Genomic DNA, 24,609 nt, shown 5'->3' with positions numbered 1-24,609 from the left:
CCCTGACGATGCATCCTAACATGGATGCATCGTCAGGGTTTTGTTTTATAAGCCGTTCTTTTTTGGGGAGCTTTCGGTGTGCTGATCCAGACATACATGTGCGTGGGGGCTCTTCAACCTTAATGTGTGTAAATCAGAGGTTCATCCTATTTTAGAAAAGCGAGTCGTTTCTCCATCCCCCTTTACTCTCCAACTCAGCGAACCGATAAGTGACCTCAAAACATGCTGAGCAGGAATTCAAATACCGCTTTACCCCCTCCATTTATCGGAAAATTCTGTTATGCTAGACATAATTAAGCTCACAAAAAGGATGGACCAATAATGACGAAACAGAAATGGGGAATCATAGCTCTCGTACTGTTTGTGTTCGCAGTAGGAGCATATATTACGACTTCAGGAACCGGAAGCAGCAAGCTGACTTCTGAAGAGAAAGCAGAACGAAAAGCAAAGCCGGTAGATATGGATCAACTCCCGATCGATTGGGAGGAAGTCGAATCAAAAGAGGCATTGAACGACTTTTATACAGGCCGAATCCCTCAGCTTGAACTCGCACGTGAAAAAGGAGCGACGACGTCCCCTGAGGAAATGATGACCGTTGAAGGAAAGGACGGCCGCATTCAGATCAATGAAGTGTGGCATCGCGGTCATCAAGTTATATACTTAGTCAGTATTGACCTTTCATTACTAACGGAAGAGGATGAAGAAGACGCGTTCTACTCCCAACCGCCGAGAATTGATAAATTGGATATCTCAGAAACAGAAGAGGTTCCAGCCCAGCAGTTACATGGCTTCAGTCAGCTCGATACGTCGGAGGCGGTCATCTTTGAAAACAGGCTGCACGGCATCCTTCGTTCAAGGCCGTTATCAGAAAACCCGACAGACAACCAAGAAGTCATGCCGGAAATCGAGCCAATTGATGCTGAAGCGATGACATCTATCAAGCTGAACCTGTCTGATGAAATCATCCACACGGACCCGGTAACCGTTCACTATCTTTATGATACGGAGCAGCAGACCATCTTTTCAGACTCTTTCTCCGGCTCTTACTCAGAAGATGGTGTGACATTTGAGCCTCTTGAGTTTGTGATGAGGTTGTCAGGCAATTACATGACCATGAGAATACAAGACGAAGACCAGGTATTTAACCAAACATTGAGCGGAACCTTAACGATAGATGGACAGGACACATCACTCAGTCCTTACCTTCAGGGAACGGATAAAGAAAATGTTTACAAGATCCATTTCGGCGGTCCCCTTGAAGAGGTTCCAGAAAACGTTTCGTTTACAATTGACCGTGTTGATTTTATCGAAGAAACCCCTCTTTCCTTCAAGCTTAAATCAAAGGAATGGGAAGAAGCGCAAGCGAAGGGTGAACCTTTCAATCGTACAGTGGCTGAAAAGTATCAGACAGAATTGATCATCCAAAGACTAAATTATGACGTAGACCACGGTATGGACTTTATGGTGAAGTATCGACCGGAAAGCAACCAACAAGAGACTACTGTCGTAGCACCCAACAGACTACCGACGAATGGAGATCCTTCAGCCCAACGATCATCAGTAAGGATTACTAATAACAATGGAGAAACCGGTTATGCCGATGTGTATGGCAATATGGATGAATCCCATATCAACATCAACCCTGAACTTTTTGAAGAGGCAGACAGCCTGACCGTTACATTTGAAGAGATTGTCGTCTCAAGCAAGATCGACGAAACATTTGACCTAACTATAGAGAAATAAAAAAAAGAGGGCAGCCCCCTCTTTTTTTATTTCTCTACTTTTGTGCGAACAAATCGGTCGATCATTTCGTGAAACTGAGGAGCATGCGTAGCCGGAATCTGATGGTAAGCCCGCTCGATCAAGCCGAATGTAACATCCGGGCAGTCACGATAGAACATCGAATGGTGATTGATCCAGAATTCCTTCGCCCCGTAAGCAAGCAGCAATGGGACCTTCAGCTGTGGTAACCGCTCGGTGCAATCATGCTGCAGGCATTCATGATAGTAAGCATGCCATACTTCTGGATCAGACTTCGCCATGTGCTCACAAAGCTCACGCTTATAGTCTATACTTCTGAAGTGGGACTGGCTGAGAAGCTTCGCCAGTGTCTCAGGACTCTGCTCCACCCACCTCATCCCTGCCGAGAATTCAAAGTGTAGCATGCCCGTATTCACTTTCGGGAACCCACCAGCTAGCACAACCCCCTTCACTCGATTCGCATGCCTCAGCGCTAACTCCTGGGCAATCATTCCGCCACACGAATAGCCGACCGGAATGACTTGATCTAACTTCAAACGATCCATCAACTCAATGATTTCATCAGCATAAAACGCTACATCCGGTTGTTTCGTAACGGTTTCTGAATCTCCGTTACCACTAAGATCCGGAAAAATCACTCGATACTTTTCAGCTAAATCATGCTGCATCTTAAAAACTTTCCGTCCCATCCCGGGAGGATGGAGAAAAACGAAAGCCTCTCCATTTCCTTTGTCTTCATAAAATAGCTGTTTCCCTTGTTGGTTCGTGTAATATGGCATCTTCATCCCTCACTCTGGTTTTCCTATTCTACCTTTTTAAAGATCAGGCGAATAATTCCTATTGAATAGAGTTCGCAGCATCAATTAATCTCTGCATTCTAGAGTTTTCACTAAAGAAATTTATCGACAGCGTGTACTTTTGATTGTTTCTTTGTAAATAAAGCCAAGTTAATTTCTGAGCTTTTTCGTTAGTTCGAATTAGTATTTTTTCACCATTTTCGATTTTGAAATTAGTCTTCTCTAACGGCTTCTTATCAGGTTCAACAAAAACTTTAAACACTTTCTTTCTGGTGTCTCCTATGAATACAAGGGAAAGCTTATCGTCTTCTAACTTCCCGAAAGACATCTCGTTGTTAAACGGCATATCTTTAGGAATAGATACAGAAAGATTAAATTTCTCTTCGTACTTTTTTATAGCAATGTCCACTGCTTCATAATTCATTTTTTTATAAGTTTCTTCTAAAGACAAAGGGCTATCTGATTCAAAATTGTGTTCTTCAGCATGCCCCAATGTATTGAAGAGAATCGATATTATCATTGAAACTCCTATCAATACTGCGTTTCTTTTTACCATTGGTACCACCTCTACCTTATATTGTGTTAAAAATCGCCAACAATACACTTCAGGGCAAGCTGACCTGAGTAATGATAAGTTGTGTCGATAATGAAAACAATGGATGATAGCGTTGACACATGAATTCAGACCGGATTACACTGAATGAAACGACTCTTTTCACAGGAGGAAAACGAATATGAAACGCTGGACTTTGTTCGGATTGATTACGGTCCTGCTCGTCTTACTTGCGGCGTGCGGATCGAACGAATTGGAAAATACACTAGGCTGGGAAGTAGGCACATTAGAGGCGACCACTCATCAGAAAGAAAACTTCTCAACCGATGATATGGAAGGTCAAGTTTGGATTGCAGACTTTATTTTCACCTCCTGCAATACGGTCTGCCCCCCTATGACGCGCAATATGATGAAAGTTCAGGAAGGCCTGAAAGATGAGGGAGTTGACGCTCAAATTATTTCCTTCAGTGTCGATCCAACCGTAGACACGCCCGACAAGCTCGCTGAATTCGGAAGCAAATACGGAGCAGATATGAACAGCAACTGGACGTTCGTAACGGGATATAATCAGGAAACCATCGCTGATTTCGCCAACAACAGCTTCAAAACACACGCCGATAAAATAGAGGGGAACGACCAAGTCATCCACGGCAACCGCTTCTATCTGGTCGGTAAGGACGGCACTGTATTGAAACGCTACAACGGCTCTGAGGACGTTCCTTTCGAACAAATCATCGCCGACACCCAAACCGCCGCTTCCCAATAAAGAACGCATTCCATAGAAAAGCCCCTCCTGGTAAACCAGAAGGGGCTTTTGGTTATTCTCCTAATAGCGAGTTAAAAAAGTTCGTTAAGGAACGGAAGAAGTTGCGGATACTTTCAACAAGATTGTTCCAGAATCCATCATTGTTGATTAAATCCTGAAGGCTTCCCGTTAATTCATCAAGTTGGTTCCGCACTTGATCAAAATCGATGTTCAGGTTACGCATCTGTTCAAACAGGTCATACAACCTCTGACGATCCTCTTCACTCAGTTCAATATTCAAAGCTTGAAGCTGCTCTTGAATAATCTGCTCGATTTCTTCACGCGTTGCCGGATCCTGTTCCGCAATCGCCTTCTTGATTTCTGTCAGCAGTTCACTGATCTGCGCCTGGTCGATTCCTTCTTCTGCAGCAATGTCTGTTGCAATATCCAGCTCTTCACTAGCCACTTGCATCCGGCCTTCATCAAGCTTGACGCCTTTGGCATCGTACGCTTTGTAGATTCCCGTAAGAGCGGAGTGTCCACTTACTTTCACGGAAGAAGCGACAAGCACCTCAGCATTCTCCACACCTGCTGTGAGCAGGGCATTCGTATACATTTCTTTCGAGACTTGCGTTATATTTTCAGGTGTTACAATATCGATCGATAACCCCTGTCCATTATCTTGGTGAATGATTTTCACAGATGAGTACATGTTTGAGTTCGGGTTCCCCCCGATGTAGTTCGCTAAATCTTGACCATTGACTGTAAATTCATCAATTTCCTCGTGCTGAGAGACTTGTAGCAATTCACTGACATCCGCTTTCTGAGCATCCGTCAATGCGGCTCCATAGACGACAATCGGAAGACCGAGCTTTTCGTTGATCCCCTGATCACCTGTTGAAGCAGATACCGGGCCTGTGAACACCATCGTTAACAAAACAACACAAATCGTAATTACCGTTAACCATTTTTTCATACCATGTCTCCTTACTCTCTCATTCAAAACAGTGTATGCCTCAGCTTATCTTCATTATACCTCAGCGTAACGCTCGCACGTACTGTATTTTTCCAATACAATAAGAATGTACCTATAAGAAAGGATGTGAGCGTATTGTTATTCCTGAAACGCCTGGCCTTATATGTGTTCGCAGCCGCATTCTTTTTTGCAGGTGTTACACACTTTATTTATGATCATGGGTTTGCCGCGATGCTTCCGGGCTGGGTTCCATTCAAGCTTGAAATCGTTTATATTTCAGGGATTGTCGAGTGGCTGCTTGCCCTGCTTCTCATTTTTCCTCAGACAAGAAAAGCAGCAGGTGTCATGACGGCCGTATTCCTACTATTGGTTCTGCCCGCCAATTTTTATGCAGCTATCTACAACGTTCCCGCTCCCTGGAGCGAAGAAACCAATCAGACCGCCCTTTGGATTCGGATTCTGTTTCAACCGATTCTAATTTGGTGGGTACTGGTCGCATCACGTGAGTCGAAACCTGTAAAGTGATTTGATACACTGAACAAAAGGAGGGTGTTTATGCGATTAGAAGGTAAAAAAGTAATAGCATTGGTCAGTAAAGACTTTGAAGATTTAGAATTATGGTATCCCGTTCTCCGCCTTCAAGAAGAAGGAGCAACGGTTCATCTCGTTGGAGAGAAAGCCGGTGAAGAATACCAAGGTAAATACGGGGTGCCTGCCACATCAGACTACGCTTTTGATGACGTGAATCCGGCAGATTATGACGGCATCCTCGTTCCAGGCGGCTGGTCTCCAGATAAACTGCGCCGCTACGATCAAGTCATCGACATGGTCAAGCACATGGACGAGCATAAAAAGCCGATCGGCCAGATCTGTCACGCCGGTTGGGTCTTGATTTCCGCTGACATTCTGAAAGGAAGAAAAGTAACCAGTACACCCGGCATTAAAGATGACATGACCAACGCAGGTGCAACGTGGATCGACGAAGCCGTCGTAGAAGATGGTCACATCGTCTCCGCCCGCAGACCACCTGACCTACCACCGTACGCCAAAGCATACGCTGACTTACTAGCCAATCAATAGGATCCCACAACCGGGGTCCTTTTTTTATATGAAAAAAAGGTTGAAACTAATGTGTCCCAACCTGCTAAAAACAGTTTCTGTACTTATACGGATGTGTCGTCTAGACTCTATTCTTTGAACGGTTTGTTCCGCATGAGAGGTTCCGCTTCCTCTATGAGGAGGTGTTGGAGAAACGGGGATCTCCTACCGGATTGGAGGGCAGCGTGAGATCCCGCAGTGAGCGAAGTGAACGAGGAAGCTCACCGACCGCCGGTGGAAAGCGAGTCGTTTCTCAGGCACCGTTACGCCTCCACTTGGTGAACCGATAAGTAGAAAACCAGTCACTCCATCGCACGTTTGGCAAGCATTGTTACGACCGCATCATCCATTGGAGGATTATGCAGTCCCGCACGCACATCACGGTAATACTTTTCAAAAGAACTCTTACGCGACAAACCACGGCCACCTGCGATTCTCATCGCAAGGTCTACCACTTCATTCGCCGCATTGGTGACAGCGAGCTTCACTGCTCCGAGTTCAGCACCGATTTCTTCACGATTCTCCGGCTCTTCATCCCACCTTTTGGCGACACTGTACAAGTAGGAATGCGCCTGCATCAACTTCCATTCCATCTGACCGATTTTATCCTGGATATGCGGCACTTCGGAAATCGTGGTATCCAGGCTGTTCGGCTGAAAGTTTTGTGCGAATTCAATGGCATCATTCCGAGCGGCTACGGCAATGCCGAGGTAGCAGGCTGGAATATGGAGAAGCCACCCTTTCGGAGATCCTTTCTTCGCCCCTTTCACCTCAACCAGATCCTCGACATTCAGTTCCACATCCTCAAGGACAAGGTCATGACTTCCTGTCCCCCTCATCCCAAGCGTGTCCCACGTATGCTCGACACGGATGCCGGGCTGATGACGGTCGATCAGGAACCATCCGACTTGATCAAGGTCTTCGACATAGGCCGAGACAATGTAATAATCCAGGTGATCCGCCATCGATGTGAAAGACTTCCTTCCGGTCACGATATACTGTTCTCCGTTGCGGACCGCTTTCGTTTCCGGGATACCTCCTCGCGTCGGACTTCCTGTCGCAGGTTCTGTCGCCGCACGGTTGACGACCTTCTGCTCCTCACGAACTTCCTTCGCCAACTGTCCGTATGCTTCAGGCTCCCAAAGCTGATCTGTTTCAAGCTCCATCATGACTCCAACGTGCCAGCCGATTGAGAGTGCAACAGAGCCGTCCCCTTCTGCAATTTTCTCTTGAAGAAGGAGAAATTCATACAAGGATAACCCTTCTTTTTCTATAGGTAGAGAAGGATACCCCTCCTGTTTAATGACATCCAACACTTCAGGCGAGAAGTTCGCCTGATCGTCAGCCACAGGGGCCTGACGCTTCGCTTCTTCAGCTATACGCTCCGCTTTTTCAAAAAGCTTTTGATGACGATCGTTTTTTATCCATGTGTCGAACATAGACTTCATCAAGAACCACTCCTGCATTTATAGTTACTTAAATCATACAAAAACGCTCGGCTTTCTTCTAGTGACTCGCTCAGAAAGTATTCCCTATTTTCACCAACACAAAAAGCCCAGCTTATCAAAGCCGGACTTCTGGGGTGTATTAAACTTTGTTTGTTCCAGACAAGCAACGGAAATCTGTGCACCCATCATTTCCACATTTCTTAGCGTCTAATAGCGTATAACGCCTGTTTCACGGAAGCGTAGGTTTGAAGAGATAGATCTGTAAAGTCAGCATAAGGCGTACTTTGAATCGCAAAAGTAGGTTTAATGCCTGTGATAATGAGTGTCGTCCCCATCAGATCGAGCAGTTGGTTCATTTGGTAAATCCCCATATGTACCCCTTCGTTATAGGAATGAACAGCCGACATATCCATAATAAGATAATCGTCTTTCGATTCTTTCACGTGGTGACTCGCGATCTCCAGCATCTGCTGTAGGCGTTCGTCATCAATCGTTCCGACTAACGGCAGGACCGAAATCCCTTCCTCTACCGGAACAATCGGAGTAGATAAGCGCTTCACTTCTGATAAGTAGTGACCAATCAATTCTTCCTGTTCACGCCTTTTGGTCACATCTTTCTGCACCCCGACAAAATAGGTCTGCCCCATCTGCTCTACAAAGACAGGGAAGATCTGCAGTTCATTCCAAAAAGGCGTCCCATCCTTACGATAATTCTTCAGCTCCACCGTCGTAACCTCTTGATTGCTGATGCCTGCTCTCAACTTATTGACTGTAATTTCAGATGTATCCTTCCCTTGAAGAAAACGGCAGTTGCGTCCGAGTATTTCAGCTTCCTCGTAACCAGTCAAATCTTTGAAGCCTTGATTGCAATAGATCATCGGATTATCTTCCTGCTCCGGGTCGGTAATGACAACACCTGCACCCACACGATCTATTGCTGCTTTTATAAACTCATTTTGTTGTATCTCTTCTAACTTTGAGAATGTGTAATGATCCATCTCGATCGATCCCCTTTGAAAATGGAATGAATACTTTTATAGTAAAATGAATTCGAGAAAATTTCCAATCAAAACACTAAAAATGGTTAGGCTTTTGTTCGATTCAACCCCGCCAACAGGCGGATTTATTCATTTTTAAGCCGGATAACTTTTCTTTTTTTTGATAACAAAAAAGGTATGTCTCACAATCGAAACACACCTCATTTATTCATGATCGTTATGGACGGGTTCTTGGTAAGCATTGCCGTTCCTTACCTGGTCTCTTCCTTCGGTGCTCTGTAAACCTTCTCTACTTCTACTCCCAGCGTCTTTAAGTAGTCGACAATCTGGTCTAGGCTTTTCATCGTTTCACCTCAGTATTATGATCAAGATTTGGCTCGAAACCACACCAATTCGTTCCGACATTCTTCCATACGAAAACGACTTCAAAAACGTTTCATTTGCTTTCTTACCTTACGATACCCTGTAACCTTTCAAGATATGCAGAGATCCGCAAGTTTGATGTTTTCTTTTGCCGATTCGAGTTTTCCCTTAATTGGTGTACTTCTACTTGAACCACCCAATCCCCTCTCTATTTCTCTATGATACCAGAAAAATCGTTCCCTAAATATCATCATTTTGTGACAATTCAAGGTGGTAATGTTGTTTGATTTGGGCAATAAAGGCAGACGCGTTCTTCGTGATTTCTTCATCATTCACAGGGGTAACAAGTGAGAAGTATCTCGTGGGCGTCTTCATATACGGCAGGTCCATAATAAGCGCTTCTGCATCGGTATGCTCGACGACCGTTCTAGAAATCAAGGACATCCCAAGCCCTTGTTTCACACTTTGAACCACACCGTGATTACTTCCGATGGTAATCAGCTTCCTCGGGCGGATATTATAAGCCTCAAGCATGGAATCCAGCATCGCCCCTGTGCCGGACCCTCTTTCACGCGTCAACCATGTCTGATCCTGAAGCTGGTCAAATGTAACCGTCCCCTTCTCTCGTAAAGGGTGATGTAGAGGAACAATCACGACCATCTTATCTTCTAGAAAAGGAATCGATGAAAGCCCCTGATGATTGACCTGACCTTCGACGAGTCCTACATCAAGGTCATGCAGCTGCACCCCTCTATTCACCCTCTCCGTATTCGCAATCTGAACATGGAGATCGACGCCGGGGTAGTGCTTATCAAACTCCTTCAACAGGGACGGGAGAACATATTCTCCGACCGTATAACTGGCTCCTATACGAATGGACCCTCGCACCTGGTTCTGGAACTCAAATACTTCTGTTTTAGCTTTATCAATGACCCCGCTCACCTGTCTCGCCCGTTGGTACACCATCTCACCTGTTTGTGTTACCCGGAAGCGCTTGGATGATCGCTCAATCAAGGTGGTATCAAAATAGGACTCTAGATTTTTAATGTGAAAACTGACTGTAGGCTGGGACAAGTTCAGCCGTTCGGAGGCTTTCGTAAAGCTTTTCTCATCCACTACCGTAATAAACGTCTGCATCGCTTCGAAATCCACGCTGACCGCTCCATTCATTTAAAATATTAATACTTATTATTATAAAGTTTTATTTTACTAATGTTAAACAGGTGAGTATAGTGTAGGGAAGAAAATGACGTAAGAAAGAAGGGATTTTAAGTTGAATCGATCCTATCGTCCCCTTCTTCTCGGAATGGGATTCACAGCGATTGTGGCGGGAATAGGCTTTCTTTTAGCAGAGTTACCCGTGATCAACAAGACGGGACCTTTAGCGGTAGCCATCTTACTTGCCGTCTTATACCGTCACTTCTTCGGCTATCCAGAAGCCATACGAACAGGCATCCAGTTCTCGGCAAAAAAACTATTGAGGCTTGCCATCATTCTGTTTGGACTTCGTTTAAATATGAGTGTGATTTTAAGTGAGGGACTGCCCGTCCTGCTACGTGATCTGCTTGTCATCATCTTTGCAATTGGACTGATGATTGCTCTTGCCAGACTATTTAATGCGGACAGCTCCTTATCCGTACTTCTTGGAATCGGGACGGGAGTGTGCGGCGCATCAGCCATTGCCGCCGTATCACCGATTTTAAAAGTGAAAGAAGAAGATACAGCTATCAGTGCAGGGTTGATATCGATTGTGGGTACGGTATTTGCCGTCGGATACACACTGATCCGCCCCCTTCTCCCATTAAGCGCAGAAGCCTATGGAATGTGGGCTGGAATCAGCCTGCATGAAGTCGCACACGTCGCATTGGCAGGAGCCCCTGCTGGTGAAGAGGGACTTGGCATGGCCCTTTTATCAAAACTTGGCCGTGTCTTCCTGCTCGTACCACTGAGCCTCTTGCTGATCTGGTTCATGAACCGCAGCAAACAAGAAGGAACCTCCAATCAAATTGCGTTCCCATGGTTTCTCGTCGGGTTCATCCTGATGAGTTTATTCGGAAGTTATGTCGTCGACCTGCCAGAGCCGGTCCTAGAAACGACAGCTACCATTACATCCTTCCTGCTGACGATGGCCATGGTCGGACTCGGATTGAGTGTGAGCGTACGTCAATTGAAACAGAAGGCGCTGAAACCACTCCTTCTCCTTATTGTCACCTCCATCCTCTTGTCCGTTATGACCTATTGGATTGTATAATTCAGAAGAAAAAGTATGGAGAACGCTTCTGTTACAAATACAGGGGACAGCGGACGCCCATGGAAAGCAAGTTGTTCCGCCGACACCGCTTCTCAACCTTTAAAAGAACCGATGAGACTTTCGCGATACTCTGAAAAAAGACAGGTGCCAGCCAGCACCTGTCTTTTTTCATTTTGAGGAGTATTGGGTTCAAATCATACCAGGAAAGCATGCCCTTTCTCCAACACCGTTAAGATCACCTGACGATAGCAGATAATAGTCGGTGAAGTTGTGCTTCAGGATGCAGAGTAATACTTCTTCAGCATGACAATGCGAATGTCAGGCTCTACTTCCACTTCATCAGTCTGTTCGAATCCAAACTTGGCATAAAGGTTTACCGCAGGTTCATTCCCTTTCCCGGTTTGAACCACCATCGTTTTCTCTGGAACGGTTTGGACGAGATGCTGTAAAAGCGAATGCCCGACTCTTTTTCTAAAATGGTATGGATCGACCATCAGTCTATAAATATCAATTTCATCTTGTTCTTCTTTATAGGAGAGCACGCCCAGAAGCTGCCCATCTTTCACATATCCTAGAAAAGTCTCTTCATTCTTCATGATGGTTTCAACTGTATCCCTCAAAGGAGGAATGTCGGAGAAACCGATCAATTCGGCCTCGACGGCATAGGATGCTTTCTGGATTCTTAAAATCTCAGCTGCCGTCTTTCGATCCTGGTGTGGCAGGATTTCAATATTCATATACTCATCCTCCATAAGAACTCTATCTATTATTGTAGCAAATGCTCGAAATATGAAAAGGAAGGGAATTTCCAGTCTGTTCTTCCTCGTCTACGGCTACTATGCTATGGTTGATAGAAAAGGGGAAAAGTAAGTATGGATTACATAAGAGATATGCGCAAAATGATCGGACACGACACGCTGTTTACCGTAGGGTGCGGCATCATCATCGAACACGAGAATAAAATTCTGCTCCAGCACCGCATGGACGCCGATAATTGGTGTATTCCAGGAGGCGTGATGGAAATTGGAGAGAAATTTGAGGAGACAGCGAAGCGAGAAGTCTTAGAAGAAACGGGACTCGATGTGCACAACCTCGAACTTTTCGGCTTGTACTCGGGCGAGAAATGCTTTGCCACCTACCCGAACGAGGACCGCGTGTACAGCGTTCAAATCATTTTCAAATCCGATTCTTACAACGGAGATTTGATTGACTACGGTGCAGAAGTAAGGCAGCATCAGTTTTTTACAAAAGACGAACTCCCGGACAATTTGAACTCGCGCCAAGCCCCCTTCATTCTGGACTGGGCGGAAGGGAAAGCACTTCCCGTCATTGATTGAACAGGAATGAGGAACACAAGAAAAGCCACGGAGACGATCCTAAGTCCCCGTGGCTTTCATGCGCTAAGCGATATTCAAACGAAGGTTTGGGAGGTACGTGTCCTAATACTCGATTCCAAGAGCACTCCATTACACCCAGAACCTCGTCAATCTTCCTCAACTAAATACTGATCCTCTTCATCGACGAAACGGTTGTATCTGCTTTGGAACGCCATGAACAGATGCGAGACGAGCACTTTGATAATCGCATAACCAGGAATCGCTAATATAATGCCGATCACTCCGAACAGATGACCCGCTGTCAAAAGGACAAAGATGATCGTGACCGGGTGGACATGAAGGCTCTTCCCCATAATCTGCGGTGAAATGAACTTCCCTTCGAGCAGCTGCACAACGGTCCAGACAAACGCCAGTTTCAGCACCATGAAGGGTGACGTTACAATCGCAATGATCAGCGCTGGCGTAATGGCAATCATCGGCCCTAAATAAGGAACGACGCTCGTCACACTGGCAATTGCCGCAAGCAGAAGAGCATAGTCGAGCCCGATGATGACAAATCCGATGTACATCATGATCCCGATACAGAAGCTGACAATGATTTGCCCCTGGATGTAGGCACTCAGCTGATGGTCGATGCCTTTGAGAATCATCATGACCTCTTCACGAGTTTTCGGCGGGAAGAAGCCGACCACTTTTTTCGGTAGTTTATATCCGTCTTTCAACAAGTAGAACAGGATGAACGGCAGAGTCACAATCGCAATGACGACATTCGTAAGGGTTGTGATGAAGTTGGTGATTCCTTCCACGGTCTGTTGAGCATATGTCGACAGATCAGGGATTTCGTTCAACAGACCATTAATGTTCTGGAATACGTCATTATAGTAGTCACTAAAGATTGAGCTGCGCAGCCATTGATCCATGGAATTGATTAAGTCCCGCAAATAACTGGGCAGCTCGTTAGCCAAACTGACAAACTGTTTTTCCAGAAACGGGACAATCAATATGATCAACAAGGTGATTAAACCCGCGACAAGAAGTAAGGTAATGAGTATCCCCCACACCCGTCTGATCCTCCATCCTTCCATCAGATTAATGATCGGTCGCAATAAATAATAGACGACAACGGTCAGGATAATGGGCAGCGCAACCGTTTCAACAAATACAATGAACGGGTGAAAAATAAAGCCTACTTTCGAATAGACGAGTATGTTCAAACCGATAATCAACAGTATTCCCAATATGTACAATAACGTACGTCCACCAAAGAACCGAATACCCGGTGTTGAATCCCAACGATTCACAACGACTCCCCCTTACGTGCTTTCTTTTTAAGAAGTTTACCATATTTAATAGAAAAAAATCGTGTCTCTGATACCGAGACACGACCTCTTTTTTATCTACGGCGCTTACGTAGGAACTTTCGAACAATCGGATAAACGATCGGCCCATATTTAAATACTCTGCGAATAAGTCGTCCCATGCAGGAGACCTCCTTTAAGGATGTATTACTATATTCTTCCCAAAATCTCCTTAGAGAAAACTAGTTAGAAAGAATGGTTCATCCTCCCGCAATCCGCTGGTACATCGTCTTGGCTTCTGTAATATCCTTCGTCCCGTGAATGAGAACACGTCCGTCCCGAAAGAAAACAAAGCGGAAATCCCCCTGGTCGTAGGATAGTAGAAAAGGGTTTTCTTTAATGGTACCTTCTGGCAGTCTATCCTTCAGCTCCTCGAAATCTCGTTCCCCTGTTTGCGCAGGTCGAATCTGTACCGTATTCCGTCCACACAATACAGCTGATTTCGTCTGGTTTTCGATTGATAACGCCGGATACGTCGGGTTCGTCCCACATGATGGGCAGTCTTCTTTTTTTATTTTATCAACGGAAATAGAAGAATAACGGTGCTTCCAGAGATCGAAGGTAATGAACCTCTCCGTCAACGCCTCATGATCCTCGACTAAAAGCTTCAACGTCTCGGTCACTTGATGAGCCGTCACCATTTGGACAGCAGGGCTGATGACGCCCACTGTATCACAGGTGGCGCCTCCCATCGGAATCGTATCCATCAAACAACGCAGACATGCATTTTCACCAGGGATGATGGTATAGCTCATTCCGTGACTGCTCACACATGCCCCGTAAATCCACGGTACGCGATACATTTGAGAAAGGTCATTCATGAGTAGACGCGTTTCGAAATTATCCGTCGCATCAATCATGACATCGACATCGCCGAGCAAGGCTTCGAGTTCTTCGCGGCCAGCATCCTGGATTAATCCGGTAATGTGAACCTCATGATTCAGCTGTTCAAGCCGGGATTTCGCTGCCACTACTTTCGGCAGCCTGGAATCGGCATCTGATTCTGAGAACAGCTGCTGTCGCTGCAGATTGCTCCACTCGACGTAATCCCGGTCAATCAGCGTCAGATGGCCGACTCCAGCCCGGACCAACTGCTCGGCACAGCTTGTCCCGAGCGCCCCGACACCAACAATTAACACATGCTTCCCGCTCATTTTCTGCTGTCCTTCATCACCGATAGGCGAAAACAACCTCTGTCTCGAGTATCGTTCTGTACTCATGGAACTCTCTCCTTTTACCGCATCACACCGCCGCCTGAAATCTTCATCGACTCCCCTACGATGTTCCCTGCTGCATCTGATAATAAATAGACAATGGTACGAGCTACTTCTTCTGGAGTAGAAATTCTGCCGGAAGGAATGCCCTGTTCGGCGAGCTGTCGCTGTTCTTCGTAGCTGCGACCTTCCCGCTCCCCTTTTCCACGAATCGCGGCTTGTCCCATTTCTGTATCCACATAACCCGGACAAACAGCATTGACTCGAACTCCGTCTTCAATCGCTTCGTGCGCAAACGACTGCGTAAATCCAGTCACCGCAAACTTCGAACCACTGTATGCCGTGTTGCCACTCGTACCTCTCAAGCCTGATAATGACGATAAATTGACAATCGATCCTCCGACTTCCTTCATATGTTTAAATACAGACTGCGTAAACAGAACCGTGGAGAAGAAATTCAATTCCATAATGTTACGCAATTCTTCCTCATCTAAATCTTCAAGCGGTCCTCCCCCAATAATTCCGGCGGAGTTCACAAGCCCGTCGATTTTTCCGTGTTCCTTTACTGCTTCGTCCACAACAGTACGGCGTCCGTCTGCATCATTTAAATCAGCTTTCACCACGTGAACGGCTGCTTGTCCATTTATCGTAGCACATTCTTCTTTCAAATCTGCCAACTTCTCTTCATTTCGTCCGGTAATGGTGACATGGCCTCCCGCTTTTACAATTTCCTTTGCGGTTTCATAGCCGATGCCACCTGTTGCTCCAGTCACAATAATATGTCGATCCTTCAACGCTTCATTTGAGAAAATATTCACTTCATCCGCCTCCTTGTCTTCTTTGATTGCCCCTTTATGATTGAAATGAAACGTCGGTGGAAAAAGATGTATGATACACTTTCTATATTCGCAAATCAGGAGGTATGTAAGATGGAGCTCGTTTTCATCAGGCACGGACAAGGAGAGCATACGCTCGACACACCCGAAAGCCTTCAGATACCGGACCCTTCATTGACGGAGCGTGGGAAAGAGCAGGCCCGGGCGTTACAAGATGACTTTACATTAACTGAGGATGACCTCATCGTCGTCAGCCCGGTCCGCCGAACATTGCAAACCGCCGACATTTGGAGTCGCCCTTTTCCTTGCAAAAAAGTGGTTCATCCCCTCGTATCACCAAGAATGTTTCCTCAGAAGGAAGGTGCGCCCACCCTTCCATGCGACCGTATGCTGGACCGAGAAACGATTCAATCAGATTTTCCTGCTTTTCAAATTGCGGAACCTGTACCGGAGAGCCTTTGGAATGAAGGAATCAACACAATGGAAGAGGAGTCCTTTAGAAGATGGGCTGAAGAGTGGTTGAAATGGTGCGAAGCGCAACACCCCGATCGCCTCTATGTCGTTTCGCACGATGGGACCATTACTTCCTATAGACAATACATGTCAGGGAAAAGCCTTACCCGGAACGATTTCCCTAAAGAGACAAGCTGGTTCAAACAACCGTGGTGATGGTTCATTTAAGGTATAAAAAATCAGCGCTTAAGTGACAGTTATGCTGTCCTTAAAGCGCTGATCCAGGGAACACCTTTTTTCAGGAAGTCCGCCATGTTTATTCTTTTTTCGTTACTTCTCATAGCTACCCTTCACCACGTCAGATGTTATTTACGTTTGTTCTGCTTGCGGGACGCGAAAAGTTTCTTCCCACTTTTCGTGCGCTTTTCCCCTTTTAATTTCGGGTCCGCCTTACCTTCAGGGCTGTTTTTGTAGTCTTCATCGAAAAGCTCACGAGCTTTTGAATATAGCAGAGTCATCGTGGTGACCTCCTTTTCTTTATAGGGTTATAATTCGATTCCCCTGTATCATATTAGTAAAACTTCTTCTACGCAAGAGAAAATTTTTAAAATCTTAAAATTTATTTGTCGAAATTTTCACACGGTGTTTTCAAGCCTGAAATTTCGAGTTTTCCACCTATTCAACATGTCGAAAAACCCCGAAATAACAAGGTCCCAACACCCATTCCACAACCCATGTTTCAGATCACCCGAAACGTGGGAAGTGATAAACTAAAGACATAAAGAATTTAAAAAAACAGACGACTTGTACAAGCCGTCTGTCTGTTATTAACCTTCGTTCAGAATCGTTACTTCTACGTTCTTACGTCCGAAATCAAGTGCGTTTGATTGATTCGGAATGAATACATCGATACGGTTGCCTTGGATCGCTCCACCGATGTCACCTGCTACTGCTCGTCCATATCCTTCAACGTAAACTTCAGAGCCGAGTGGGATGACATCCGGGTCAACAGCAATAACTTTCTGATTTGGGTTCGCTCTTAAGTCAATACCTGTATACGTGACACCTGAGCAGCCTTCACAGTACGCAGTATAAGCAGTCGCTTCTACATTCAACGTACGACCCTCTACTTGAGATGAAGAGGTAGACTGTGCTTCGCTAGTTGATTGAGTCGTAGCTTTGACTTCACCATTCAAGCTGAGTTCTTGCCCAGGGTGAATCAAGTTGGATGTCAGACCATTTGCTGCCTTAAGGTTCGCAACGCTCATGCCGTGCTGCGTCGCAATTGCGTATAGCGTGTCACCAGATTTCACCGTGTACGTGCCGGCGTTCACTTTTTCTGCATCAGCAGAAGAAGCTGCTGTAACCGTCGCACCGTTATTTTCATTGATTTTTAGAATTTGATCTGGGTAGATTAGATTGGATGTTAGATTGTTTTCTTGTTTAATATCTGCAACAGACACACCATTATTTTGAGCAATGCCCCATAGTGTATCTCCTTTGTTTACTGAAATCTCTTCTGCACTTGCTGCAATTGTTGTAGTCGCCATAATCGAAGTCACTGCCGCCAAAGATAAAATTGTTTTTTTCATTCGTTGATTGCCTCCTTGGGAAACAGCTTGTCTGCTTCGAGAGTCGATGTCCCGCAAGCGCTGTTTTCAAAATCACAAATCCCATGTTACCCATTCAGGAGGCATACATCAATAACAGAGAAACAACATTCATTTTACGGATGTTACAGTATCATTACTCATTTGTAACACGAGAGTCTTGAATTCTAATTATTTACTACAGTAAATACGGATCGCCTTCTGTAAAAAGGCGGCATAGCCCGTCTTCCACTTATCTAAATTCTTCGTGAAACGAGGATCGTTCACATACATATCTCCGAGTCCTCGGAACATTTCATCTGAACATGTGTAGAAATAATCCGTGATATGCTGCTGTTTCTTAGCGATCCATTCCTGCACTTCGGCATCACCTGGATCCTGATCCATCCTTTTGACAAGTTGACGATCGATTTCATTGGACTCGTTCTGGATCTTCTGCCAATCTTGATCCGTGTACTGCGATGTCTTGGCTTTTGACTCTTTGTATGCTTCTGAATTCCCCCATCGTTGTTTCACTTCTTTTTCATATTGCTGCTGATGTTTGTTGATTTCTTCACGGTCAAATGGTTTAAAACGCTCTTCATTCGTCATTTGTTCCCCTCCTTGAAGCGAATCGAGTGTTCGGTCAACAGACAAGACCATCCGCTCGATTCGCTTCTTTTTTTCCATTAACAACTTCTTGTGTTGACGCAGGGCATGCTCTTGATCGAATCCGGGGTCATCTAAAATGCGCTTGATTTCACTCAAGGAAAAATCCATTTCCTTGAAGAACAAGATCTGCTGAAGACGCGAAACTTGTTCATCGCTATAATGACGATAACCATTCGCACTTATCTCTTCAGGCGACAACAGACCGATATGATCATAATGATGCAGCGTGCGCACACTGACACCTGTGAGATCTGCCAGTTCTTTTACTTTGTACACGGGTGATCACCTCATTACCTAAATTAGGCTATGACGTTACGTCAGAGTCAACAATTGTGACAAAAAACAAATGGAAAAAGACGAAAAATTTCAAGATATTTGCAAATCACTTTTTTTATCTTTAAATAAAGATTATAATGGACTTAGTACAGAAAGGCTGAGGGGGAATATAACATGAAGAGTTATATGGTGATTGAACCGACAAGGTTTAATCGAATTCACATGAATTATCTTTCTCCTGCATACAAATTTTATCACCATCAGCTGAAGGATGCTGGGTCCGACACGATCGCCGCGGAAAGGACCCGGGAATTCTGCCTCACTCATGAGCAAAGGGAATTGGAAGATCAATTAGCCATGATGGAATTCCTTTACATGAATGATTACTTCGAGGACTTGGAAAAAGCACTGGAGTTCGAGCACATCCATTCGGACGTAAAGAAGCTCTACAAGATCGTACTTGAGCGCAAGAAAGTCCCTCTTACTGCAGAGGATTTAAAGGAAATGGAAACCTTCCAATTCGAGCATCCATCCCTCAAATGCATTCATTTATTCCTTCTAGTCTATGGATATTATGACATGAAAAGATATGCAGGAATGGACAAGTACACGGAAGAAATCCAGCAGGCTTTGTTTACCATTAATGAGCCGTTGTTCCATTACTTTATGAAACTTCGCTTTGACGAATTGACTTTTCACCATTACTTCAAAACGAATAGTCTACTGTTAGCTCGTAAGTTTGCCTATAAGTATATTAGTTCCGGTCTGGCGCCTAAGAAGCAGGCGACGATGCACAGTCACCTCGCCTTGACTTACGCCTTCGAGGACTACGATACTTCCCTGGACTACTTATACCAAACGAAGCAAATTGCTGATGAACATGATCTAAAGATGATTGCCCGGTCTGTCACCCATCACTCTATTCCATTCATCTCAGCCTTTCATCGTAGAACGGAAAACGTAGAGACGTCAGACCCAGTAGAGATCGCTCACTTATCCATCGCAAGAGGACGCCCGGAAGACGCGATCAAAATATTAGAGGGAAGAAAGACATTGTCTCCCTTCCAACAAAGTTATCTCGGCCTTGCCAAGAAAGACTTAGCTCTTTTGAGAGAAGCTAAGGAACGATTCATTCATGAACAGGGTGATCAATTCTTCGCGCAATTGCCCGAGCACTATATGAAACGGATTCTGACCATCGTCTAAAGAAGCTGCCTTTCAGCTTCTTTTTTCTATATAGACAAGGAATCCAGTTCTTCATTGAAGAATAAGAACGTGAGACTTTTAATAAACGAGGTTGGTTCTCATGAATATGTACTGTCAAAGTGCTTTCCATCAGTTAGAAATTGTGATTGCCTCTGTTTCAGAGATGATCGGACAACTCGATCACGAAGACCTTTCTTTCCGTCCGACTGAGGGGAAGCGGTCGATTGGTGAATTAATTGAACATATCGCGACTATCCCAGCAGCCGATGGGCACATATCGAACGAAGCAACGGAAGAAGAAATGAAGGCTTTCTACTCTTCCATTTCTTTAAAGACAAAAGATGAAATGCTGGAAGCGCTGTTCGATCATTTCTCCCAACTCAAAGTTCAATTCGAGAATTTCACGGAAGATCAACTTTTCACGGAAACGACTTCCTGGTGGGGGGTTACCTACACCCGCTTCGGTTGGCTCTTACAGATCCTATCCCATATGTATCACCACCGCGGACAGCTGCATGCCATACTCGTCCACAACTATGAAAAAGACCCTGAAATCATGTTATTTGAATAAAGACAAAAACCGCTTTTCCCAACGTACGCGTCCTATAAAAGACAGGACCTGTTGGGAGAAAGCGGTTTTGTTCAGTATAAGTATTTTGTTGTTATCATGTCTTCAACGATTTCGCCTTCACGTAGCGCAACTCTTTTGGCTTTCGCATTAGGACGAGAACAGACCGCACGTTTGAGTTGATCCTCAACAAAGTGAACAGCAGCTCCGTCATCGAGCGCAAGTCCCGGTCGTATTCTCGCATTGGCGATCGCCTGCTCGTACGAAGGCTGACGTTCTTCTTCACCGTCATAATGTGGACAACAACTCCCCTTCAGAAACCCGAGACAGGGTAAGGGCTCCAGCTGGTCCCCGTAGGAATCAGTCATCCCCTCTTCAAACCAGCAAATGGCTCCTGCACTGATTCCCGCAAGCAGAATTCCTTTTTCCCAGGCCTTCTTCAGAATGGCGTCGACGCCCCACTCCTTCCAAACAGCTAACATGCTTTTCGTAGAGCCTCCACCCACGTAAATGATGTCTTGCTCCATTAAAAAACCTTCAATGTCCCTGTTCTTCAGTTTAAACAAAGACAAATGAGAAGGCACGCAATTCTGCCGCCTGAAGAATTCATAAAATCGATCGATGTAATTCTGCGAGTCACCACTCGCTGTCGGAATGAAGCAGATCTTCGGTTTGTCTTCAGGAGATTGGTTCAGAATGTATTCATCGAGAAGCGGATTTTCCGGCTCCATTGAGAACCCTCCGCCTCCCATTGCAATCAACTGTTTCATCACAACCCCTCCTATATACCTATACACCTATGACTTCCCTAAAGAAGTTTGAATATCCTCCTTATATGCATAAGAAAATAGTAATGAGACAAGTATACCCCCACCAATTAAGTTTCCGATACTCGCCGGAAGAAGGTTGAAGAAAATGTATTCGTACCATGTATATTGGTTATTCGCTAAGAACCCCATACTGAAATACCCCATGTTGGCTGCACTGTGCTGGAAGTTTCCGGCGACAAACAAGATAACAGGAAGCATCGTACCAAGGAACTTCCCGGTGATGTCACGTGCAGCCGTTGTCAGAAACGCTGCCATTCCGATCAGCCAGTTCGCCAATATGCCGGATACCAAAATTTCAAACCATCCAAGTACTCCATTCTCCATAAACTTCATTTTATGATCCAGGAACATCGAAAGCTCTACATAAAAGGAATCAGATAAGGAGGCGGACAGCTGAATTAACCCTGCGACCATGAAAGCTCCAAGCAGGTTTCCGACATAGGTGGAAATCCAGAACTTGTAGATATTCGATTTCATCAGCCCTGCTTTGTTGAATAAGTATGACGGAAGCAGTACATTGATTTCAGTAAATAAGACTGCTCCGGATATGAAAACCATGGCATACCCAGCCGCAAATCCAAGCCCCGACATCAGGTAGTACAATCCCTTCGTCTCTACTCCCGACGCAAGCAGGATTGAGAAAATCGCCCCGAAGGTCATGAAGGAACCGGCCGTCAAGGCGAGTAAGAACTGTGCCCGGAACGGTTTTCCCAAGTGGTCCCGTCCCTTTTCCCCAAATTCATCTACAATTTGTGATGGTATATAAAACTGCCGTCCCGGACGGTCGACAGTTCGATTCTTGTTTGTATCCGTCTCTTTGTTTTCGTGCTCTTCTTCTTGCAATTGATCTCGGCTCATGTCATCCCCTCCAATGATTCTGATATTCCCGCAATTTCATAAAAATAATCTCTTTTGAATAAGGAATACGTTTTTGCCGCAACGTAAGCCTATAAACTGCCCGTGAAGGAGGGCTGGAGATGCCAAAGGATGAATATTGTCTTGCCTGTGATGGTGAAGGATTGCTGATGGACGATGAAGAATGGCGTTATACGTGTAAAGTTTGTGGCGGCAGCGGATTCAAACCTCAAGTCGGACGCGTGTATGACCGCGAGCTTGCGAATGTCGATGAGATGAATCGTATTCTGGACTAGCCTCCCCATGCATAAAGAAACCGCCGGCACATTACCGGCGGTTTCTCATTACCTGGATATAGAAGGCTGGGACGTTTCAAGCGGTCTATGCTCTAACCTAGAGGAAAGCTCCACAACAGACTCCCCCAGCTTTATCAGCCTCTCCCGTACATCTGGAGCTGTCAGTTTCTTATTCGAGAAATGTTCATTGTGAGCATATACCCCGCCCGGAACAACATGAGCACGGAAATAATGAGCGAGCGGGACTAACTGATGGTCGATGACTAAATAGTGGTGATAAGAACCGCCTGTCGCTATAAATCCTATTGCTTTTCCTTTCAGGGAATCATTCGGTATTAAGTCAAAAAGGTTCTTCAGCGCCCCCGTCAAAGATGCTCTATACACAGGTGTCCCAATAATTAAGGCATCTGCCTCTTCGACCTTATCTATAAGCTCTTTCGTCTCCCCTACGTAATCAGACGGATTCCGGCCATCACAGAGAACGGTATCGTAGTCTCCGAGGTGAACGACCTCCGTTTCCCATTGAGGCGCCGATTGTCCGGCCGCCTCGACCGCGAGATGAATCGCGCTCCACGTTTTCGAGCTGACGGTTACGCTCCCTGACAATCCGAGTAATTTCATGAAAGCACCTCAGATAGAGCAGCTTCCTTCTCTTTGACGAATGGAATGACCTCTTTCCCGAAGCGCCCCAAGTCCTCTTCGTAGTGGAAATGGGCGGTGAGAATGACGTCGATGCCGAGCTTCTTCAGCTCGATAATCCGATCGGCTACTTGTTCTGGTGTGCCGATTAAACCTGTCTTAAACCCATCATTGTACTGAACTAAATCTTCGAACGAGGAGTTTGCCCACATGCCTTCCCCGTCACTTGCGGATTGCCCGGCCTGTTTCACCGATTCCTGGAACCCTTCTACGGCTTCTTCATCTGCGTAATGCACGATATCATGCAAGAGCTGGTGAGCTTCCTCTTCGGTATCCCGCACGATGACGAAACCGTGGGCTGCAAACTTCACTTCTCTTCCTTCCTGTTCGGCGAGAGCACGTACTTCTTGGATCTGCTTTTCAAAACCTTCTAATGTATTGCCGTTCATGAAATAGTAATCGGAATACTTCGCTGCCATCTGCTTCGCGGCAGTCGAGTTTCCTCCTTGGAAAATCGGAAGGTCTCCGCCTTGAACCGGCTTCGGTTTGAATGGTGCATCATTGATTCGATAGAAGTCCCCTTTGAAATTGGCTTGTTCTTTCGTCCACAGCTCTCGTAGAACTTGAATGAACTCTTCGGATCTCCGGTATCGTTCATCATGCTCGAGCCAAGGCTCCCCGTATCCGGTGAACTCCTGCTTGAACCATCCGCTGACGATATTGACAGCTGCGCGTCCGCCGCTGATGTGATCGAGAGTTGCCAGCATTTTGGCATAAACGCCCGGATGCCATAACCCTGGATGGACGGCAGAGATCAGGTTCAATTTCTCCGTCGAAGCTGCTAATGCTGAAGCGAGCGTAATGGCCTCCAGTTGATATTCTGCTCCATAACTTGCAAAGAAACGGGTCTGAAGCAAGGCCAAATCATAATTCGATTCCTCAGCGATTCGGGCATATCGTTTATTTGCTTCGAAGCTCCAATCCGTTTTTTGAGGTAGTTTTGAAACCACCAATCCTCCACTGACATTCGGAACCCAATAGGCGAATTTTAAAGAACTCATGTGTACATCGTCTCCTTTTTCTAATAAGTAGACGGACACATAGGACTCATGGTAAATTAAGGGTGATGGTCCTACGTATCCAAACCGTGATTACGAGCGATCAGCCAAACCTTCAAGTGTTGCCGCACTTGGAGGTTTTTTACTTCTTCTCAAAAAATAGAGTCTTTGATTCTACATTCAATGAAAAACCCCCTTCTCATCAGCATAAGAAGGGGGCATTGACGTCCATTCGAATCGTCACTGTCCTTCTCATCTTTGTCAATCACAATAGTGTGATTGACTCTGAAGTTGGCACCGGGCTTTCGCTGGTTGCCGAGATTTCACAGGGTCAGTCCCTCCATCTCTCTGGATAAGAAGATTGCGTATTCAATTAAATGTTATCCATTATGATAATCCCTAGTTGTTTACTTGTCAATTAATTTTCAGATT

General features: G+C 45.4%; 27 protein-coding genes and 1 riboswitch. Of the genes, 10 read left to right on the top strand and 17 right to left on the bottom strand.

Annotation, left to right across the window (positions count from 1 at the left end; all coding sequences use genetic code 11):
- Positions 1-321 precede the first annotated feature (321 nt).
- Complete coding sequence (locus LCM20_RS18280) at positions 322-1,743, top strand: hypothetical protein (RefSeq protein ID WP_225196936.1); 1,422 nt, start codon at positions 322-324, stop codon at positions 1,741-1,743.
- A 26-nt stretch (positions 1,744-1,769) separates the two neighbouring features.
- On the opposite strand, the gene LCM20_RS18275 is transcribed toward LCM20_RS18280, so the two are convergent.
- On the bottom strand, positions 1,770-2,546 hold the full coding sequence (locus tag LCM20_RS18275) for an alpha/beta fold hydrolase (protein WP_225196935.1): 777 nt from the start codon (positions 2,544-2,546) through the stop codon (positions 1,770-1,772).
- Between the two features lie 52 nt (positions 2,547-2,598).
- Positions 2,599-3,114 (bottom strand): hypothetical protein, encoded by a 516-nt coding sequence (locus tag LCM20_RS18270; RefSeq protein WP_225196934.1) that lies wholly within the window; start codon positions 3,112-3,114, stop codon positions 2,599-2,601.
- 178 nt (positions 3,115-3,292) lie between these two features.
- Between LCM20_RS18270 and LCM20_RS18265 the strand changes: the two genes are divergently transcribed.
- On the top strand, positions 3,293-3,877 hold the full coding sequence (locus tag LCM20_RS18265) for an SCO family protein (protein WP_225196933.1): 585 nt from the start codon (positions 3,293-3,295) through the stop codon (positions 3,875-3,877).
- 52 nt (positions 3,878-3,929) lie between these two features.
- Here the strand turns inward: LCM20_RS18265 and LCM20_RS18260 are convergent, their stop codons facing one another.
- Positions 3,930-4,832, bottom strand: coding sequence for a DUF1002 domain-containing protein (locus LCM20_RS18260; RefSeq protein ID WP_225196932.1), 903 nt, complete (start codon positions 4,830-4,832; stop codon positions 3,930-3,932).
- Positions 4,833-4,967: 135 nt separating this feature from the next.
- Between LCM20_RS18260 and LCM20_RS18255 the strand changes: the two genes are divergently transcribed.
- Complete coding sequence (locus LCM20_RS18255; RefSeq protein WP_225196931.1) at positions 4,968-5,357, top strand: hypothetical protein; 390 nt, start codon at positions 4,968-4,970, stop codon at positions 5,355-5,357.
- A 30-nt stretch (positions 5,358-5,387) separates the two neighbouring features.
- Positions 5,388-5,912: a type 1 glutamine amidotransferase domain-containing protein gene (locus tag LCM20_RS18250; RefSeq protein ID WP_225196930.1), complete on the top strand. Its 525-nt coding sequence runs from the start codon at positions 5,388-5,390 to the stop codon at positions 5,910-5,912.
- A gap of 320 nt (positions 5,913-6,232) precedes the next feature.
- Here the strand turns inward: LCM20_RS18250 and LCM20_RS18245 are convergent, their stop codons facing one another.
- The 3 genes from LCM20_RS18245 to LCM20_RS18235 form a co-directional block, all read right to left on the bottom strand.
- Positions 6,233-7,378, bottom strand: coding sequence for an acyl-CoA dehydrogenase family protein (locus LCM20_RS18245; RefSeq protein WP_225196929.1), 1,146 nt, complete (start codon positions 7,376-7,378; stop codon positions 6,233-6,235).
- Positions 7,379-7,578: 200 nt separating this feature from the next.
- Entirely contained in the window at positions 7,579-8,376 is a 798-nt protein-coding gene (locus LCM20_RS18240) for a PAS domain-containing protein (RefSeq protein WP_225196928.1), read from the bottom strand.
- Positions 8,377-8,979: 603 nt separating this feature from the next.
- The gene (locus LCM20_RS18235; RefSeq protein WP_225196927.1) at positions 8,980-9,891 is read right to left on the bottom strand and encodes a LysR substrate-binding domain-containing protein; all 912 of its coding nucleotides are present in this window, start codon (positions 9,889-9,891) and stop codon (positions 8,980-8,982) included.
- 121 nt (positions 9,892-10,012) lie between these two features.
- Between LCM20_RS18235 and LCM20_RS18230 the strand changes: the two genes are divergently transcribed.
- Positions 10,013-10,990: a YeiH family protein gene (locus tag LCM20_RS18230; RefSeq protein ID WP_225196926.1), complete on the top strand. Its 978-nt coding sequence runs from the start codon at positions 10,013-10,015 to the stop codon at positions 10,988-10,990.
- A gap of 275 nt (positions 10,991-11,265) precedes the next feature.
- Here LCM20_RS18230 and LCM20_RS18225 read toward each other — a convergent pair whose 3' ends face one another.
- Complete coding sequence (locus tag LCM20_RS18225; protein ID WP_225196925.1) at positions 11,266-11,727, bottom strand: GNAT family N-acetyltransferase; 462 nt, start codon at positions 11,725-11,727, stop codon at positions 11,266-11,268.
- 135 nt (positions 11,728-11,862) lie between these two features.
- Here LCM20_RS18225 and LCM20_RS18220 point away from each other — a divergent pair, with 135 nt between their 5' ends.
- Positions 11,863-12,327 (top strand): NUDIX hydrolase, encoded by a 465-nt coding sequence (locus LCM20_RS18220; protein ID WP_225196924.1) that lies wholly within the window; start codon positions 11,863-11,865, stop codon positions 12,325-12,327.
- Positions 12,328-12,473: 146 nt separating this feature from the next.
- On the opposite strand, the gene LCM20_RS18215 is transcribed toward LCM20_RS18220, so the two are convergent.
- The 3 genes from LCM20_RS18215 to LCM20_RS18205 all read right to left on the bottom strand — a co-directional run bounded on the left by LCM20_RS18215 (position 12,474) and on the right by LCM20_RS18205 (position 15,717).
- Positions 12,474-13,628 (bottom strand): AI-2E family transporter, encoded by a 1,155-nt coding sequence (locus LCM20_RS18215; RefSeq protein WP_225196923.1) that lies wholly within the window; start codon positions 13,626-13,628, stop codon positions 12,474-12,476.
- Between the two features lie 257 nt (positions 13,629-13,885).
- A complete protein-coding gene (locus tag LCM20_RS18210; protein ID WP_225196922.1) occupies positions 13,886-14,905 on the bottom strand; it encodes a thiazole biosynthesis adenylyltransferase ThiF in 1,020 nt (339 codons plus the stop codon).
- 14 nt (positions 14,906-14,919) lie between these two features.
- Complete coding sequence (locus LCM20_RS18205) at positions 14,920-15,717, bottom strand: SDR family NAD(P)-dependent oxidoreductase (protein ID WP_225196921.1); 798 nt, start codon at positions 15,715-15,717, stop codon at positions 14,920-14,922.
- Between the two features lie 111 nt (positions 15,718-15,828).
- Here LCM20_RS18205 and LCM20_RS18200 point away from each other — a divergent pair, with 111 nt between their 5' ends.
- Complete coding sequence (locus tag LCM20_RS18200) at positions 15,829-16,404, top strand: histidine phosphatase family protein (protein ID WP_225196920.1); 576 nt, start codon at positions 15,829-15,831, stop codon at positions 16,402-16,404.
- A 149-nt stretch (positions 16,405-16,553) separates the two neighbouring features.
- On the opposite strand, the gene LCM20_RS18195 is transcribed toward LCM20_RS18200, so the two are convergent.
- The 3 genes from LCM20_RS18195 to LCM20_RS20230 all read right to left on the bottom strand — a co-directional run bounded on the left by LCM20_RS18195 (position 16,554) and on the right by LCM20_RS20230 (position 18,725).
- Positions 16,554-16,706: a hypothetical protein gene (locus tag LCM20_RS18195; protein ID WP_225196919.1), complete on the bottom strand. Its 153-nt coding sequence runs from the start codon at positions 16,704-16,706 to the stop codon at positions 16,554-16,556.
- A 309-nt stretch (positions 16,707-17,015) separates the two neighbouring features.
- The gene (locus tag LCM20_RS18190) at positions 17,016-17,780 is read right to left on the bottom strand and encodes a LysM peptidoglycan-binding and 3D domain-containing protein (protein ID WP_225196918.1); all 765 of its coding nucleotides are present in this window, start codon (positions 17,778-17,780) and stop codon (positions 17,016-17,018) included.
- Between the two features lie 189 nt (positions 17,781-17,969).
- On the bottom strand, positions 17,970-18,725 hold the full coding sequence (locus tag LCM20_RS20230) for a MerR family transcriptional regulator (RefSeq protein WP_225196917.1): 756 nt from the start codon (positions 18,723-18,725) through the stop codon (positions 17,970-17,972).
- 174 nt (positions 18,726-18,899) lie between these two features.
- Between LCM20_RS20230 and LCM20_RS18180 the strand changes: the two genes are divergently transcribed.
- A complete protein-coding gene (locus LCM20_RS18180) occupies positions 18,900-19,931 on the top strand; it encodes an AimR family lysis-lysogeny pheromone receptor (protein ID WP_225196916.1) in 1,032 nt (343 codons plus the stop codon).
- Between the two features lie 100 nt (positions 19,932-20,031).
- On the top strand, positions 20,032-20,502 hold the full coding sequence (locus LCM20_RS18175; protein ID WP_225196915.1) for a DinB family protein: 471 nt from the start codon (positions 20,032-20,034) through the stop codon (positions 20,500-20,502).
- Positions 20,503-20,573: 71 nt separating this feature from the next.
- Here LCM20_RS18175 and LCM20_RS18170 read toward each other — a convergent pair whose 3' ends face one another.
- Positions 20,574-21,269 (bottom strand): peptidase E, encoded by a 696-nt coding sequence (locus LCM20_RS18170; RefSeq protein WP_225196914.1) that lies wholly within the window; start codon positions 21,267-21,269, stop codon positions 20,574-20,576.
- Positions 21,270-21,296: 27 nt separating this feature from the next.
- Positions 21,297-22,187: a formate/nitrite transporter family protein gene (locus tag LCM20_RS18165; RefSeq protein ID WP_225196913.1), complete on the bottom strand. Its 891-nt coding sequence runs from the start codon at positions 22,185-22,187 to the stop codon at positions 21,297-21,299.
- Positions 22,188-22,306: 119 nt separating this feature from the next.
- On the opposite strand from LCM20_RS18165, the gene LCM20_RS18160 reads away from it, so the two are divergent.
- Entirely contained in the window at positions 22,307-22,480 is a 174-nt protein-coding gene (locus LCM20_RS18160; RefSeq protein WP_225196912.1) for a hypothetical protein, read from the top strand.
- Between the two features lie 48 nt (positions 22,481-22,528).
- Here the strand turns inward: LCM20_RS18160 and LCM20_RS18155 are convergent, their stop codons facing one another.
- Together LCM20_RS18155 and sfnG are read right to left on the bottom strand one after the other, a co-directional pair.
- Positions 22,529-23,101 carry an NADPH-dependent FMN reductase gene (locus tag LCM20_RS18155; RefSeq protein ID WP_225196911.1) on the bottom strand — a complete coding sequence of 191 codons (573 nt, stop codon included), beginning with the start codon at positions 23,099-23,101 and terminating at the stop codon, positions 22,529-22,531.
- Positions 23,098-24,180 (bottom strand): dimethylsulfone monooxygenase SfnG, encoded by a 1,083-nt coding sequence (gene sfnG, locus LCM20_RS18150; protein ID WP_225196910.1) that lies wholly within the window; start codon positions 24,178-24,180, stop codon positions 23,098-23,100. Before sfnG ends, LCM20_RS18155 begins: the two co-directional genes overlap by 4 nt.
- A gap of 246 nt (positions 24,181-24,426) precedes the next feature.
- Positions 24,427-24,536, bottom strand: a riboswitch (SAM riboswitch).
- Positions 24,537-24,609: the final 73 nt, after the last annotated feature.

The organism is Halobacillus litoralis (genome assembly GCF_020171725.1).
Lineage (GTDB): Bacteria > Bacillota > Bacilli > Bacillales > Halobacillaceae > Halobacillus > Halobacillus litoralis_F.
The sequence above is the reverse complement of the archived record's forward strand: the minus strand, read 5'-3'. Positions and strand labels throughout refer to the sequence as shown.

Coding starts and splice junctions, on each gene's coding strand:
- LCM20_RS18210 (WP_225196922.1), bottom strand. CDS start 14,905: ATGAGTACAGAACGATACTCGAGACAGAGGTTGTTTTCGCCTATCGGT.
- LCM20_RS18195 (WP_225196919.1), bottom strand. CDS start 16,706: ATGACTCTGCTATATTCAAAAGCTCGTGAGCTTTTCGATGAAGACTAC.
- LCM20_RS18260 (WP_225196932.1), bottom strand. CDS start 4,832: ATGAAAAAATGGTTAACGGTAATTACGATTTGTGTTGTTTTGTTAACG.
- LCM20_RS18200 (WP_225196920.1), top strand. CDS start 15,829: ATGGAGCTCGTTTTCATCAGGCACGGACAAGGAGAGCATACGCTCGAC.
- LCM20_RS18270 (WP_225196934.1), bottom strand. CDS start 3,114: ATGGTAAAAAGAAACGCAGTATTGATAGGAGTTTCAATGATAATATCG.
- LCM20_RS18165 (WP_225196913.1), bottom strand. CDS start 22,187: ATGAGCCGAGATCAATTGCAAGAAGAAGAGCACGAAAACAAAGAGACG.
- LCM20_RS18180 (WP_225196916.1), top strand. CDS start 18,900: ATGAAGAGTTATATGGTGATTGAACCGACAAGGTTTAATCGAATTCAC.
- LCM20_RS18170 (WP_225196914.1), bottom strand. CDS start 21,269: ATGAAACAGTTGATTGCAATGGGAGGCGGAGGGTTCTCAATGGAGCCG.
- LCM20_RS18250 (WP_225196930.1), top strand. CDS start 5,388: ATGCGATTAGAAGGTAAAAAAGTAATAGCATTGGTCAGTAAAGACTTT.
- LCM20_RS18275 (WP_225196935.1), bottom strand. CDS start 2,546: ATGAAGATGCCATATTACACGAACCAACAAGGGAAACAGCTATTTTAT.
- LCM20_RS18190 (WP_225196918.1), bottom strand. CDS start 17,780: ATGAAAAAAACAATTTTATCTTTGGCGGCAGTGACTTCGATTATGGCG.
- LCM20_RS18155 (WP_225196911.1), bottom strand. CDS start 23,101: ATGAAATTACTCGGATTGTCAGGGAGCGTAACCGTCAGCTCGAAAACG.
- LCM20_RS18175 (WP_225196915.1), top strand. CDS start 20,032: ATGAATATGTACTGTCAAAGTGCTTTCCATCAGTTAGAAATTGTGATT.
- LCM20_RS18220 (WP_225196924.1), top strand. CDS start 11,863: ATGGATTACATAAGAGATATGCGCAAAATGATCGGACACGACACGCTG.
- LCM20_RS18160 (WP_225196912.1), top strand. CDS start 22,307: ATGCCAAAGGATGAATATTGTCTTGCCTGTGATGGTGAAGGATTGCTG.
- LCM20_RS18245 (WP_225196929.1), bottom strand. CDS start 7,378: ATGAAGTCTATGTTCGACACATGGATAAAAAACGATCGTCATCAAAAG.
- LCM20_RS18240 (WP_225196928.1), bottom strand. CDS start 8,376: ATGGATCATTACACATTCTCAAAGTTAGAAGAGATACAACAAAATGAG.
- sfnG (WP_225196910.1), bottom strand. CDS start 24,180: ATGAGTTCTTTAAAATTCGCCTATTGGGTTCCGAATGTCAGTGGAGGA.
- LCM20_RS18280 (WP_225196936.1), top strand. CDS start 322: ATGACGAAACAGAAATGGGGAATCATAGCTCTCGTACTGTTTGTGTTC.
- LCM20_RS18225 (WP_225196925.1), bottom strand. CDS start 11,727: ATGAATATTGAAATCCTGCCACACCAGGATCGAAAGACGGCAGCTGAG.
- LCM20_RS18265 (WP_225196933.1), top strand. CDS start 3,293: ATGAAACGCTGGACTTTGTTCGGATTGATTACGGTCCTGCTCGTCTTA.